Source organism: Streptomyces sp. WAC 06738, from assembly GCF_003945505.1.
Taxonomy (GTDB): Bacteria; Actinomycetota; Actinomycetes; order Streptomycetales; family Streptomycetaceae; genus Streptomyces.
Genome location: NZ_CP029618.1, coordinates 2,915,826 through 2,929,159, shown reverse-complemented (window position 1 = coordinate 2,929,159; position 13,334 = coordinate 2,915,826). Strand labels below are relative to the sequence as shown.

Annotated in this window: 12 protein-coding genes; 8 read left to right on the top strand and 4 right to left on the bottom strand. The window is 74.3% G+C overall.

Features of this window, described 5'->3' with window-relative positions; translation table 11 throughout:
• Window positions 1–53: 53 nt before the first annotated feature.
• Window positions 54–2,372, top strand: a complete 2,319-nt coding sequence (locus tag DMB38_RS12285) for a xyloglucanase (RefSeq protein WP_125938977.1) — start codon at window positions 54–56, stop codon at window positions 2,370–2,372.
• Here the strand turns inward: DMB38_RS12285 and DMB38_RS12280 are convergent.
• The gene (locus DMB38_RS12280; RefSeq protein ID WP_125935207.1) at window positions 2,348–2,977 is read right to left on the bottom strand and encodes a hypothetical protein; all 630 of its coding nucleotides are present in this window, start codon (window positions 2,975–2,977) and stop codon (window positions 2,348–2,350) included. The genes DMB38_RS12285 and DMB38_RS12280 overlap by 25 nt on opposite strands.
• A gap of 105 nt (window positions 2,978–3,082) precedes the next feature.
• Between DMB38_RS12280 and DMB38_RS12275 the strand changes: the two genes are divergently transcribed.
• Window positions 3,083–3,601, top strand: coding sequence for a GNAT family N-acetyltransferase (locus DMB38_RS12275; RefSeq protein ID WP_206337684.1), 519 nt, complete (start codon window positions 3,083–3,085; stop codon window positions 3,599–3,601).
• Between the two features lie 86 nt (window positions 3,602–3,687).
• Here DMB38_RS12275 and paaK read toward each other — a convergent pair whose 3' ends face one another.
• Both paaK and paaI read right to left on the bottom strand, forming a co-directional pair.
• A complete protein-coding gene (paaK, locus tag DMB38_RS12270; RefSeq protein ID WP_240662695.1) occupies window positions 3,688–4,947 on the bottom strand; it encodes a phenylacetate--CoA ligase PaaK in 1,260 nt (419 codons plus the stop codon).
• A 50-nt stretch (window positions 4,948–4,997) separates the two neighbouring features.
• On the bottom strand, window positions 4,998–5,477 hold the full coding sequence (paaI, locus tag DMB38_RS12265) for a hydroxyphenylacetyl-CoA thioesterase PaaI (RefSeq protein ID WP_240662694.1): 480 nt from the start codon (window positions 5,475–5,477) through the stop codon (window positions 4,998–5,000).
• Window positions 5,478–5,575: 98 nt separating this feature from the next.
• Between paaI and DMB38_RS12260 the strand changes: the two genes are divergently transcribed.
• The 5 genes from DMB38_RS12260 (at window position 5,576) to DMB38_RS12240 (ending at window position 11,044) form a co-directional block, all read left to right on the top strand.
• The gene (locus DMB38_RS12260) at window positions 5,576–6,475 is read left to right on the top strand and encodes a 3-hydroxyacyl-CoA dehydrogenase family protein (protein WP_125935205.1); all 900 of its coding nucleotides are present in this window, start codon (window positions 5,576–5,578) and stop codon (window positions 6,473–6,475) included.
• A gap of 188 nt (window positions 6,476–6,663) precedes the next feature.
• Window positions 6,664–8,139: a DMT family transporter gene (locus DMB38_RS12255; RefSeq protein ID WP_240662149.1), complete on the top strand. Its 1,476-nt coding sequence runs from the start codon at window positions 6,664–6,666 to the stop codon at window positions 8,137–8,139.
• Between the two features lie 132 nt (window positions 8,140–8,271).
• Window positions 8,272–9,168: a glutaminyl-peptide cyclotransferase gene (locus DMB38_RS12250; RefSeq protein ID WP_240662147.1), complete on the top strand. Its 897-nt coding sequence runs from the start codon at window positions 8,272–8,274 to the stop codon at window positions 9,166–9,168.
• A gap of 108 nt (window positions 9,169–9,276) precedes the next feature.
• Entirely contained in the window at window positions 9,277–9,633 is a 357-nt protein-coding gene (locus DMB38_RS12245; protein ID WP_125935204.1) for a YciI family protein, read from the top strand.
• A 73-nt stretch (window positions 9,634–9,706) separates the two neighbouring features.
• The gene (locus tag DMB38_RS12240; protein ID WP_125935203.1) at window positions 9,707–11,044 is read left to right on the top strand and encodes a sigma-70 family RNA polymerase sigma factor; all 1,338 of its coding nucleotides are present in this window, start codon (window positions 9,707–9,709) and stop codon (window positions 11,042–11,044) included.
• Window positions 11,045–11,166: 122 nt separating this feature from the next.
• On the opposite strand, the gene DMB38_RS12235 is transcribed toward DMB38_RS12240, so the two are convergent.
• Entirely contained in the window at window positions 11,167–12,174 is a 1,008-nt protein-coding gene (locus DMB38_RS12235; protein ID WP_276314955.1) for a sigma-70 family RNA polymerase sigma factor, read from the bottom strand.
• 152 nt (window positions 12,175–12,326) lie between these two features.
• Here DMB38_RS12235 and DMB38_RS12230 point away from each other — a divergent pair, with 152 nt between their 5' ends.
• Window positions 12,327–13,331, top strand: coding sequence for a DUF6528 family protein (locus tag DMB38_RS12230; RefSeq protein ID WP_125935201.1), 1,005 nt, complete (start codon window positions 12,327–12,329; stop codon window positions 13,329–13,331).
• The last annotated feature ends 3 nt before the right edge of the window (window positions 13,332–13,334 follow it).

Sequence of the window (13,334 nt, the reverse complement as noted above, 5' to 3'; positions counted from 1 at the left end):
TCCCACGCGGCGCCGCAGCCAACCCGTGGAGAGGACCCCCCAACGTGCGCAGGATCAGCAGACTCCGACTCGCCGGATCGGTCCTACTCGCCGCCGGCCTGCTCGTCTCCGGGCCCGCGGCGGCCGAGCCGTTCGCCGAAAGTGCTCAGAGCGCCGAGGCGGCCCGGAGCAACGGGAAGACCACCGCCGTGCCCTACGACTGGCGTAACGCCCGTATCGACGGCGGCGGTTTCGTCCCCGGCATCGTCTTCAACCGTTCCGAGCCCGGCCTCGCCTACGCCCGCACCGATATCGGCGGCGCCTACCGCTGGCGGGAGTCCGACAAGACGTGGACCCCCCTCCTCGACTCCGTCGGCTGGGACGACTGGGGCCACACCGGCGTCGCCAGCATCGCCTCCGATCCCGTCGAGCCCGACAAGGTCTACGCCGCCGTCGGCACGTACACCAACGACTGGGACCCCGGCAACGGCGCCGTCTACCGCTCCGCCGACCGCGGAGCCACCTGGCGGAAGTCCCCGCTGCCCTTCAAGCTCGGCGGCAACATGCCGGGACGCGGCATGGGCGAGCGCCTCGCCGTCGACCCGCACGACAACGACGTGCTCTACCTCGGCGCTCCCAGCGGCCACGGCCTCTGGCGCTCCACCGACGCCGGCGTCACCTGGGCCGAGGTGACCGCCTTCCCCAACCCCGGCAACTACGTCGAGGACCCGGGCGACCCCAGCGGCTACGCCTCCGACAACCAGGGCGTCGTCTGGGTCACCTTCGACGAGTCCACCGGTTCCGCGTCCAGTCCCACCCGCACCGTCTACGTCGGCGTCGCCGACACCCAGAACTCCGTCTACCGCTCCACCGACGCCGGCGCCACCTGGGAGCGCCTGCCCGGCCAGCCCACCGGGTACCTCGCCCACAAGGGCGTCCTCGACGCCGAGAACGGCTTCCTCTACCTCGCCTACAGCGACAAGGGCGGCCCCTTCGACGGCGGCGCCGGCCAGGTCTGGCGCTACGCCACCGCCACCGGCGAGTGGCGCGACATCAGCCCCGTCCCCGCGGCCGACACCACCTTCGGCTACAGCGGCCTCTCCGTCGACCGCCGGAATCCCGGCACCGTCATGGTCACCGGCTACAGCTCCTGGTGGCCCGACACCCAGATCTTCCGCTCCACCGACAGCGGTGCCGGCTGGACCCGGGCCTGGGACTTCACGTCGTACCCCGACCGCGAGAACCGCTTCACCATGGACGTCTCCTCCGTCCCCTGGCTGTCCTGGGGCGCCGATCCGCAGCCGCCGGAGCAGACGCCGAAGCTCGGCTGGATGACCGAGGCGCTGGAGATCGACCCCTTCGACTCCGACCGGATGATGTACGGCACGGGCGCCACGATCTACGGCACCGAGAACCTCACCGCCTGGGACGCGGGCGCGAAGTTCACCGTCACGCCGATGGTCCGCGGCCTGGAGGAGACCGCGGTCCTGGACCTGATCTCACCGCCCTCGGGTGCCCCGCTGCTCAGCGCGCTCGGCGACGTCGGCGGCTTCCGGCACACCGACCTGACCCAGGTGCCCGACCTGATGTACACCCAGCCGAACTTCACGACCACGACCAGCCTCGACTACGCCGAGACGCGCCCCGATGTCGTCGTACGCACCGGAAACGCCGGTTCCGGCCCGCACGTGGCGTTCTCCGCCGACAACGGCGCCCACTGGTCAGCGGGCCAGGACCCGGGCGGTGTCACCGGCGGCGGCACGGTCGCGGCGGCGGCCGACGGCAGCCGGTTCGTGTGGAGCCCGCAGGGCGCCGGCGTGCACACCACCACCGGCTCCGGCACCTCCTGGACCGCCGCCACGGGCATCCCCGCGGGCGCCACCGTCGAGGCCGACCGCGTCGATCCAGAGAAGTTCTACGGCTTCGCCGCCGGCAGGTTCTACGTCAGCACCGACGGCGGCGCGACGTTCACCGCCCGGCCGTCGACCGGCCTGCCGGCCGCGGGCGACGTGCGCTTCAAGGCCGTCCCCGGCCGCGAGGGCGACATCTGGCTCGCCGGCGGCAGCGGCGGCACCTACGGCCTGTGGCACTCCACCGACGCCGGCGCGACCTTTGCCCGCGTACCCGGCGTCGACGAGGCCGACACGATCGGCTTCGGCAAGGCCGCGCCGGGCGCGACGTACCAGGCGCTCTACACGAGCGCCAGGATCGGCGGCGTACGCGGGATCTTCCGCTCCACCGACGCCGGCGCCACCTGGGAGCGCATCAACGACGACGCCCATCAGTGGGGCCGGACCGGTGCCGCCATCACCGGGGACCCGCGGGTCTTCGGCCGCGTGTACGTGTCGACCAACGGACGGGGGGTCGTCTACGGCGACGTCTCCTCGAAGTAGGCGTCGAGAGCGGACTCCAGGTCGGCCGCCCACGTCTTCAGCGTCGCCTTGTCCGGCGCCTCCACCTCGGCCGGGCAGATGCCCCGGTCGTCGTGGACGCTGAGGACGAGGCGGCGGCCGAACCGGGAGGTCTTGTACTCGACCGCGCCGATCTCCGGCCAGGTGAACTCGGCCTCGGTGTCGTCGAGCCGGAAGCGGACGCCGGCGCTGTCGACGGTCACCGAGCCGCGGCGGTCGGCGGCCTCGAAGACGGGGCCGCCGTCGTCGGAGCCCGAGTCGTCGGAGGCGCCGGCCCCGGAGTCCCCGGACGCGGCCGCCTTGTCCTCGTCGGCGTCGTCGCCGGCGTCCCCTGCGGCGTCCTTGCCGGCGGGCTCGGCCTTGTCCGCCTCGTCCTCGTCGCTGTCGTCGTCCGCGGCGTCCTCGGTGTCCGCGGCGGCTGCGGTGTCCGCGGAGTCCTCGGATTCCGTCTTCTCGTCGGTCGTTTCTGCTTCGTCCTGCTCCTTCTCCTTCTCGTCCGGCGGCGACGGTACGAGGCCGGGCAGAGCGGCCGGGTCCATCGCTGCGGCGTTGACGGGCGTGACCTTCAGACCTTTGTTCTCCTCCACGGTCCCAAAGTATGGCCGCTGGCCCCCCTCGCGGTCTCCGGGTCCGGTCACCTGCACCGTGATGCCCGGTTCGGCACCCGGCGGCGGCTTCGTACCATTGCCGTCATGGAGATCGTCCCCGTGCCCTACGACCATCCCGACGCGGTCATGCTCAACGACCGGGTCCAGCTCGAGTACGCCGAGCGGTACGGCGAAGGGGATCACACGGTGATGGACCCGCTGCACTTCACGCCGCCGCGCGGGCTCTACCTGCTCGCGTACGACGCCGACGGCACCCCCCTCGCCACGGGCGGCTGGCGGGCCATGGACGGGACCCCCGAGGGGCACCGGCCCGGTGACGCCGAGCTGAAGCGGATGTACGTGGTCCCCGAGGCCCGGGGGCGCGGTCTTGCGCGGCGGATACTCGCGGCGCTGGAGGAGAGCGCGCGGGCCGCGGGGCGGGCGCGGATGGTGCTGGAGACGGGCAGCAAGCAGCCGGAGGCCATAGCGCTGTACCGGTCGGAGGGGTACGAGCCGACGGAGAAGTTCGGTTACTACCGCTGCGAGCCGGACAGCCGCTGCTTCGCCAAGCCGCTGCGGGCGGCGCGGGACGGCGAGCAGGCGGAGGGCGTCGCGGCCCGCTGAGCCACGGCCGAGGCCGCACCGGAGCCGCCGCGGAAGCCGCACCGGAGCCGCGGCGCAGGCCGCGCCGGGGGCCGTGCCCGTACCGCCTAGCCCTCCCGTTCGTCCACCACCCTGCGGATCTTGCCCACCGACCGCTCCAGCGTCTCCGGTGCCACGATCTCCACCTCCACGCCGACCCCCACGCCCTCCCGCACCCGCCGTGCGATCGCCTCGCCCGCCGCCGTCCACTGCTCCACCGGCGCCCCCGGCCGGGCCTCGGCCCGTATCGTCATCCGGTCGAGACGGCCCTGGCGGGTCAGCCGCAACTGGAAGTGCGGTGCCACCCCGGGGGTGCGGAGCACGATCTCCTCGATCTGGCTGGGGAAGACGTTGACGCCGCGCAGGATGATCATGTCGTCGCAGCGTCCGGTGACCTTCTCCATCCTCCGGAACGCCGGCCGCGCCGTGCCCGGCAGCAGCCGGCTGAGGTCGCGGGTGCGGTAGCGGACGACCGGCATGGCCTCCTTCGTCAGGGACGTGAAGACCAGCTCGCCGCCCTCGCCCGCCGCCCGCACCTCGTCCGTCACCGGGTCCACGATCTCCGGCAGGAAGTGGTCCTCCCACACGTGCAGCCCGTCCTTGGTCTCCACGCACTCCTGCGCGACGCCGGGCCCGATCACCTCCGAGAGCCCGTAGATGTCCACCGCGTCGAGACCGGCCCGCTCCTCGATCTCGTGCCGCATCTCCTCCGTCCACGGCTCGGCGCCGAAGATGCCGACGCGCAGCGAGCCGGCGCGCGGGTCGAGGCCCTGGCGTTCGAACTCGTCGATGATCGTGAGCATGTAGGAGGGCGTGACCATGATGACCTCGGGCGCGAAGTCCCGGATGAGCTGCACCTGCCGCGCGGTCATCCCGCCGGAGGCGGGGATGACGGTGCAGCCGAGGCGTTCCGCGCCGTAGTGGGCGCCGAGGCCGCCGGTGAAGAGCCCGTAGCCGTACGCGACATGGACCCGGTGCCCGGGCCTGCCGCCCGCGGCGCGGATGGAGCGGGCGACGAGTCCCGACCAGGTGTCGAGGTCGGCCGCCGTGTAGCCGACGACGGTGGGCAGGCCGGTGGTGCCGCTGGAGGCGTGCAGCCGGCGGACGTCCGCGACGGGGACGGCGAACATCCCGAAGGGGTAGTCCTCGCGGAGGTCGTCCTTGGTGGTGAAGGGGAAGTGCGCGAGATCGGCGAGCGTGCGGCAGTCGTCGGGGGTGACGCCTGCGGCGTCGAACTTGCGGCGGTAGAGGGGGACGTTGTCGTACGCGTGGCGGAGCGTGGCGCGGAGGCGGTCGAGTTGGTACGCGGCCAGCTCGCCGGGGGTCATGCGCTCGCCGTCGTCGAGCAGCGGGGCGGGGGTGCCGGTCGTCGTGTCGCTCACGCGCGTCCCTCCGGTCCTCTCCCGTCGTCCTCGCCGTTCGCCCCGTTGCCGCCTGTTCCGTACGGGCCCCGCGCGCCCGTCGACGGGTCGCGGACGATACGGCTCCGGCCGCGGAACTCCGCGATCACCTCGGCGCCGCGCAGCACCCGCACGTCGTAGACCCCGTTCCGGCCGAAGCGCACCCGCTCCTCCGCCCGCGCCACCAGCACGTCCCCGACGTGCGCGGGCGCCGCGTACGTGATGTCCGCGCCCGCCGCGACGGCGACCCCGCGGCTGTTGCACGCGCAGGCGAACGCGGTGTCGGCGAGGAGGAAGACGTAGCCGCCGTGGGCGATGCCGTGGCCGTTGGCCATCTCCGCCGTGACCGCCATCCGCAGCACCGCGGCGCCCGGCGCGGCCTCCAGCAGCTCGATGCCGTGGCGGCGGGCCGCGGCGTCGGCCGCGAACACCGTCGTGCCGTCGTGCGGCGAGGTCATGTGCTGCACCACCTGACTCCCCTTGTGGCCCGACCGATCATTCGGTTAGCTTGCGGAGCGGCCGGATCCCAGTCAAGAGGTACGACAGGACGTACGACATGACGGAGCACAGCACAGCGCCCGACGAGCCCGGCGCCCAGGCGCCCCGCGCCATGGCGGTCGTCGGCGGCGGCCGGATGGGCGCGGGGATCGCCCAGTCGTTCGCGACCGCCGGGTCGCGCGTCGTGATCGTGGAGAGCGGCGCGGACGCGGCGGCGGCCGCGGTGGCGCGGGTCGCCGCCGCGCTGCGACGGGCCGCGGAGCGGGGCCGGCTGGCCGCGGGGGTGGACCCGGACGAGGTGTGCGCGCGGATACGGGCCGTGGGCTCCGTCGCGGAGCTGCCGGCACAGGCGGGTCTCGAGCTGGTGGTGGAGGCGGTGCCCGAGGACGCGGGGCTGAAGGCGCGGGTGCTCGCCGCCGCCGAGCGGGCGGTGGGCCCGGACGCCGTGCTGGCGACGAACACCAGCTCGCTGTCCGTCGCCGAGCTGGCCGCCGCCCTCGGCCGCCCCGCGCGGTTCCTCGGCATGCACTTCTTCAACCCCGTCCCCGCTTCGGAGCTGGTGGAGCTGGTCACCGCGCCGGAGACCGGTGCCGCGGCGCTGGCGGCGGCGCGCGGCTGGACGCGGACGCTGGGCAAGACGGCGGTGGTCGTACGGGACTCGCCGGGCTTCGCCAGCAGCAGGCTCGGGGTGGCCCTGGGCCTGGAGGCGATCCGCATGGCCGAGGAGGGCGTGGCGGCGCCCGCGGACATCGACACCGCGATGGAGCTGGGCTACAAGCACCCGATGGGCCCGCTGCGGCTGACGGACCTGGTCGGGCTGGACGTCCGGCTGGCCATCGCCGAGCACCTGCGCGAGACGCTGGGGGAGCGGTTCGCGCCGCCGGAGCTGCTGCGGGCGAAGGTCGCGCGGGGCGAGCTGGGGCGCAAGACGGGGCAGGGCTTCTACGCCTGGCCGTGAGCCGGCGCCGCGCCGCCACGGTCCGGCGCCCGCCTACCGGCCGGTAGCCGATTGCCGGGCCGGACCGCTCGCGGGCGGGGAATGCGACCCGGGAGGGGTTCCCACGGCGGTCGTACTGCTCCGGCAGTACGACTCAGAGCATCCGCCAGGATGACGACTTTCGCCGGCGATCGCGCGATCGTTGCTATATGAGCCCACTCATGCTGTCGGTGCTGCTTTCGCTGGTGTCAGCGGTGGCGTACGCCGGCGCCGCACTCGTCCAGGAGCGTGTCGCGGCCACCACCACCGACGCCGACGGTGCGGGCGGGGCGTTCGCGCCGCTGCACCGCGGGAGCTGGTGGGCCTCCGTGGTGCTCAACGCCTCGGGCGCGCTGCTGCACGTGGTGGCGCTCGCCTACGGGCCGCTGAGCCTGGTCCAGCCGCTGGGCGCCCTGACCATCGTCTTCGCGCTGCCGATGGCGGCGATCTTCTTCAGCCGCCGCGCGGGGCGGGCCGCCTGGCGCGGCGCACTGCTGTCGACCGTGGGGCTCGTGGTGCTCCTGATGCTGGTCGACCCGGTGGAGTCGCGGGAGCTGGGCGGGACGACGGCGCTGGCGCTGGCCGTGGCGACGTTGGCGGTGCTGGCCGTGCTGACGCTGGCGGGCACGCGGATCCGGCACATGGCGGCCCGCAGCGTGACGCTGGCGGTGGCCTCGGGCGCGGCGTTCGGCATGGCGTCGGTGTTCACCAAGGACGTCACCGCGGACTTCACCGACCCGCTGGCCATCGGCATGATCGCGATCCTCGCCCCGGCCGGGCTGCTGCTGTCGCAGGCGGCGTACCGCGGCGCGGGGCTGTCGGCGCCGCTGGCGACGCTGACGGTGGTCAATCCCGTGATAGCGGCGGCGGTCGGCGTCACCGCGCTGGGCGAGACGGTGCGGTACGGGGCGCTGGGCGCCCTGCTCGCCATCGGGGCCGGCGCGGTCGCGGCGGCGGGGCTCATAGAGCTGACGGTCCAGGCGCACCGTACGCCGCCGGAGCAGCCGGCCGGCGCGCCCGCCACGGAGCCCGCCGCGGGCCCGGCGGACGAGGCCGCGGCGCCGGTCACCGGCAGGGTGCCGGCTCCCGCCGCGCCGCCCGAACCGGTCGCACCGCCCGAGCCGGCCGGGCCCGGCTCCGTACCCGCGCCCACCCCCGCGTACCACGCGGGCGCCGCAGCGGCAGCGGCGCTCTACGAGACCGCCCCGGCCGCCGAGGCCGGGCCGGAGGCGGGCGGGTCCGACTGGCCCGGGACGGATGTGTCCAGGACAGGTGTGCCTGAATCCGGCCGTGGCCAAGCGGCTCGCGTGGACGCGGCGCACGCCGGGCCCGGCCGTGCCGGTACGGGGCGCCCCGGTGCCGCGCAGGCCGCGAGCCGCAGCGGCGAGCCCCGTACCTCCGAGGCCACCGCCCCCCACACCCCGGCGCCCGAGACCCCCGCACCCCGGGTCCCGGCGCCGGAGAACGCCGCCCCCGCGGGCCCGTCTCCCGCGGTGGCGGCGCTCATCCTCGCGGGTGCCGCCGCGTCCGGCGGCGCCGCCCTGGCGCCGCACCACGCCGGTTGCTCCCGCTTATCCGGCACGCCGGGCCCCCGCCTGACCACGGCGACCGGCACGGCGCTGCCCGGGGGCGTCCCGCTCCCGTAGCGCCCACCGCCCTCGCTCCCGCTCCTCCCGCTCCTCCCGCTCCTCCTGCGACCTCCTCTGCCGCCGCCTCCGCCGACGACACCGAAGCCGCCCCGCCCCCGTGGTGTGCGGCGGCTGTGCCAGGGTGGCCTCATGCGCCGCATCGCCGTGACCGCCTCCGCCCTCCTCGCCGTGGCGCTGGCCGCGTGCTCGACCGGGGACCCCGAGGCGGCGGCCAGTGAGGGCGTAGCCGGTGGGAATGGGGGCACCCCCGCCAATGAGGGCGTAGCCGGCGGGGGAGGGGGCGGCCGGAGTCCGGCACCCACGGACCAGGACGTACAGGAGCTGCGGGTACGGGTGCTGGAGCGCCTGCCGCATGACGCCGAGGCGTTCACGCAGGGCCTGGAGCTGCGCGGGGACGTCCTCTACGAGGGCACGGGACTGGAGGGCAGTTCCTCCGTACGCCGCGGCCCCGTCGGCGGCGCCCCCACCGTCCGCCGCGAGCTGCCCGCCCCGCTCTTCGGCGAGGGCCTGACCCTCGTCGGCCCCCGGCTCTGGCAGCTCACCTGGCAGAACGGCATCGCCATCGAGCGCGACGCCGACACCCTCGAGGAGCTGCGCCGCGTGCGCTACGAGGGTGAGGGCTGGGGCCTGTGCCTGGACCGTACGGACGGCGGCACCGGCGGCCGGCTCGTGATGAGCGACGGCAGCTCCCGGCTCACGTTCCGCGACCCGGAGACGTTCGAGCCCACGGGACACGTGGACGTCACCCGCGCCGGCGCCCCCGTCGACCAGCTCAACGAGCTTGAGTGCACCCCCGACGGCAGCGTCTACGCGAACGTCTACCAGACCGACACCCTGGTCCGTATCGACCCGGACACCGGCGCCGTGGCCGCCGGCATCGACGCCGCGGGGCTGCTCGAGCCCGCCGAGCTGGGGGCCGGGGCGCGCGAGCTCAACGGGATCGCCGCGGTCCCCGGCGGCGACGAGTTCCTGCTCACCGGCAAGTACTGGCCCCGGATGTTCCGGGTCGAATTCGTGGCGCGCTGAGGGCACGGAAAAAACTTCCGGCGGGGTGTCGATCCGGCAGGGTGCCGTTCGACGCATGGGCAGAAGGACGGCACCGGGCCGCCCGTGACGAGAACGAGGAGACGCGCGATGCGCTACATGATGCTGATCGAGCCGGACCTGGAGAACAGCCCCGCCGACGGGATGCCCAGCCAGGAGATCATGGACGAGATGGGCAAGCTGCTGGAGGAGATGACCAAGTCCGGCGTGCTGCTCGACACCGCCGGGCTGAAGCCCAACGAGGAGGCCGTACGGGTCGTCTCCGACCACGGGAAGATCTCCGTGGTCGACGGTCCTTTCACCGAGTCCAAGGAACTCGTCGGCGGCTATCTCATCGCCCAGGTCAAGTCGAAGGAAGAGGCGATGGAGTGGGCCAACCGGTTCCTGAAGGTGCACGGCGAGGAGTGGACCATCACCCTTGAGCTGCGGGAGATCATGGAGCCGTAGCCGGACATGACGGCCCAGGTCAGGGCCGTGGTGAGTTGCCTTCGGCCGGGGCGGGCTGTTCTGATGTGGGGCTGTGACGGCTTCGCAGGACGCCCGCGCCCGGCGGGAGGACGCACCAGGGCCGCCCGCCGCCGCGCGGGGGGCCGCCGACCGCGCCGTGGCGGCGGTCTGGCGGATCGAGTCCGCGCGGATCATCGCGGGCGTGGCCCGTATCGTGCGCGACATCGGCGTCGCGGAGGAACTGGCGCAGGACGCGCTGGTCGCGGCCCTGGAGCAGTGGCCCGGGTCGGGGGTGCCCGACAACCCCGGCGCGTGGCTCATGGCCACGGCCAGGCGGCGGGCCATCGACCTCGTACGCCGCAAGGAGCGCTACGCGCGCAAGCTGGCGGAGATCGGCCACGACCTGGAGAGCCGCCGCCCGGAGGGCGAGGCGCAACTCGCCGCGGTCCTCGACGACGACATCGAGGACGACCTGCTGCGGCTGGTCTTCACGGCCTGCCACCCGGTGCTCTCCACGCCCGCGCGGGTGGCGCTCACGCTGCGGCTGCTGGGCGGGCTGACGACGGAGGAGATCGCGCGGGCGTTCCTGGTCACGGAGCCGACGGTGGCGCAGCGCATCGTACGGGCGAAGCGGACGCTGGCGAAGGCGGAGGTGCCGTTCGAGCAGCCGCAGGGGCCGGAGCGGGCGGAGCGGCTGGAGTCGGTGCTGGAGGTCATCTACCTGATCTTCAACGAGGGCTACTCGGCGACCGCGGGCGACGACTGGATGCGCCCGGGGCTCTGCGAGGACGCGCTGCGGCTGGCGCGGGTGCTGGCCGGGCTGATGCCCAAGGACCCCGAGGTGCACGGTCTCGCGGCCCTGCTGGAGATCCAGGCGTCGCGCGCGGCGGCACGCACCGGGCCCGGCGGCGAGCCGGTGCTGCTGCTGGAGCAGAACCGCGGGCGGTGGGACCACCTGCTGATCCGGCGCGGGTTCGCGGCGCTGGCGCGGGCGCAGTCGCTGGTCGCGGCGGGGGCGCCGGGGCCCGGGCCGTACGCGCTCCAGGCGGCGATCGCCGCCTGCCACGCGCGGGCGCCGCGGGCGGAGTCCACGGACTGGGGGCAGGTCGTCCGGCTGTACGAGGCGCTGGCGCGGGTGGCGCCGTCGCCGGTGGTGGAGCTGAACCGGGCGGTGGCGGTGTCCATGGCGTACGGGCCGCAGGACGCGCTGCAGATCGTCGACGGGCTCGCGGACGAGCCGGCGCTGAAGGACTACCACCTGCTGCCGAGCGTGCGCGGCGACCTGCTGCGGCGGCTGGGGCGGGTGGAGGAGGCGCGGGAGGAGTTCGCGCGGGCGGCGGACCTGACGCGCAACGCGCAGGAGCGCACGCTGCTGCAGACCCGCGCGGAGTCCTCGCCGGACGGGCCGTAGCAGACGGGGCCGACGCGGCGCGCGGTGGCGGAACGGGCCGCAACGATGAGCCGGGGCGGATCAGGGCGTGGCGGACGTGCCGCACCGCACAGGTCTGCGGCGCCTCGGCGGTCCGGCCGCGCTCAGTCCTTCAGCACCAGCGGCAGGCCGAAGAGCGGGAAGAGCCGGTCCACGCCCAGGAAGCTGTTCATATGGGTGACCTTGCCGTCCTCGATCTCCAGGACCTGGATCGCCCAGCCGCGGTGACCGCCGCTCTCGGGATCCGGGTGGTACTGCGCGAAGGCCGGCATCCCGTTCGCCGAGCAGGGGACCAGGCGCGAGCCGCGGCAGACCGAGCCGGTGCCGAGGAACCAGGTGCGGATGTCCTCCGGGCCCTGCAGCCAGAGCGGCAGCGGGGGCATGGAGAGGATGACGTCCTCGCGCATGAGCGCCGTGAGCGCATCCAGGTCATACCGCTCGAAGGCGTCCACGTACCGCTCGAGGAAGCGCTGCTGGTCGGCGTCCAGCGGCTTGGCGGGCTCGCTGTCGGCGGGGGCCTCGGCGGCCAGCGTGGCGCGAGCGCGCTGCAGCGCGCTGTTCACCGACGCCACGGAGGTCTCCAGCAGCTCCGCGACCTCGCTCGCCTTCCAGGCGAACACGTCCCGCAGGATCAGCACCACGCGCTGGCGGGGCGGCAGGTGCTGGAGCGCGGCGACGAAGGCGAGGCGCACGGAGTCGCGCTGGGCCGCGACCTCGGCGGGGTCGCCCCCCGCGGGGAGGACCTTCGTGTCCGGCATCGGCTCCAGCCACGTGGCCTCCGGGAGGGCCGCGCCGAGGGCGGCCTCCGGGGGCGTGGTGGCGGCGCCGGGGGACGACAGGTCCATCGGGCGGGCGCGGCGCTGGGGACTGCCGTGCATGTCGAAGCAGACATTGGTGGCGATGCGGTACAACCACGAGCGCATCGACGCGCGGCCCTCGAAGCGCTCGAAGCCCTTCCAGGCGCGCACCATCGTCTCCTGGACCGCGTCCTCGGCCTCGAAGGCGGAGCCGAGCATGCGATAGCAGTACCCGGTCAGCTCGATGCGGTGGGACTCCAGACGCTTCTCCACCGGCTCTTCTGCGGCGGGGTCCGCCACCGTTTCTCTGGTCACGTGCGCCATCGTAAGGGCGGCCACTGACAACGGTCACCGGGTGGGACAGATGCGCAGAATTCACCAACCAGCCACCGCAAGGGCTTACTTCCCGTCGTTTCGCGTGGCACTGTGCGGATGATGTTGATCAGAGCAACCCGTCAGGAGTGCCCATGACCGGCAGACCCACCCGTCGTACGGCCCTGCTCACCGCGCTCGGCGCGGGCGCGGCGGCCACGCTCCCCGCCGCCGCCGCGCACGCCGCCGGCGGCAGGCCCACCCCGCCCGTCGCCGTCACCGACCAGAAGTCCCGCCGCGTCCTCATCCTCGACTCCCGGCTGCCGTGGGACTCGCCGGACGCCGTGCGCTGGGCGTTCTCGCCGGAGGGCGACGAGCGGTACGCGGACCTGGTGCCGCAGGCGAGCTGGACGTACGTCGACGAGGCCAAGGCCCGCCGCCACAGGGGCCGTACGTACCTGCTCACCAGCGCCTCGTTCGGCTTCGCCGCCGTCGTCGAGGTGCCCACGGGGCGGCGCTACTGGGCCGGTGCCCTCGCCGGCGGTACGGACTCGGTCAACCCGCACAGCGTCGAACTGCTCCCCGACGGCAACGTCGCCGTCGCCGGCAGCACGGGCGACACCATCCGCCTCTACGCCGCCTCGCAGGGCCCGGCGACCGACGCGTACGTCGAGTACCGCTTCGACGACGCGCACGGGCTGCAGTGGGACACCAGGAACGGCCTGCTGTGGGCCATAGGCTACGACGAGCTGATCGCCCTCTCGGTCGGCGGCACCCCCGCCGCGCCCACGCTCACCCGCGTCCACACCGCCGCGCTGCCGCACCCCGACGGCGTGCGGGCCGGCGGGCACGACCTCAGCCTCGTCGCGAGCCGCCCCGGCCGGCTGTGGCTGACCACCAACTACGGGGTGTACCAGTACGACATCGCCCGGCGTGAGTTCAGCCAGGACTTCGCCGGCGCCGCGCAGATCAGCAGGCGCAGCGTGAAGGCGGTCAGCGACGTGCCGGGCAGCGGCCGGGTCGCCACGACCGTCCCGGAGCCGGGCCTCGGTAAGACGTGGTGGACGACGACGGTGTCGGCCCACAACCCGGAGGGCGCGTTCAAGCTGCCCGACGGCGGGATCTACAAGGCCCGTTGGTGGCTGCCGGAACCCCGGTGAACG

Excerpts from the sequence above, each read along its gene's own strand:
- DMB38_RS12275 (WP_206337684.1), top strand. The coding sequence starts at position 3,083 with ATGGAGATCGTCCCCGTGCCCTACGACCATCCCGACGCGGTCATGCTC.
- paaK (WP_240662695.1), bottom strand. The coding sequence starts at position 4,947 with ATGACCCCCGGCGAGCTGGCCGCGTACCAACTCGACCGCCTCCGCGCC.
- paaI (WP_240662694.1), bottom strand. The coding sequence starts at position 5,477 with ATGACCTCGCCGCACGACGGCACGACGGTGTTCGCGGCCGACGCCGCG.
- DMB38_RS12260 (WP_125935205.1), top strand. The coding sequence starts at position 5,576 with ATGACGGAGCACAGCACAGCGCCCGACGAGCCCGGCGCCCAGGCGCCC.
- DMB38_RS12255 (WP_240662149.1), top strand. The coding sequence starts at position 6,664 with ATGAGCCCACTCATGCTGTCGGTGCTGCTTTCGCTGGTGTCAGCGGTG.
- DMB38_RS12250 (WP_240662147.1), top strand. The coding sequence starts at position 8,272 with ATGCGCCGCATCGCCGTGACCGCCTCCGCCCTCCTCGCCGTGGCGCTG.
- DMB38_RS12245 (WP_125935204.1), top strand. The coding sequence starts at position 9,277 with ATGCGCTACATGATGCTGATCGAGCCGGACCTGGAGAACAGCCCCGCC.
- DMB38_RS12230 (WP_125935201.1), top strand. The coding sequence starts at position 12,327 with ATGACCGGCAGACCCACCCGTCGTACGGCCCTGCTCACCGCGCTCGGC.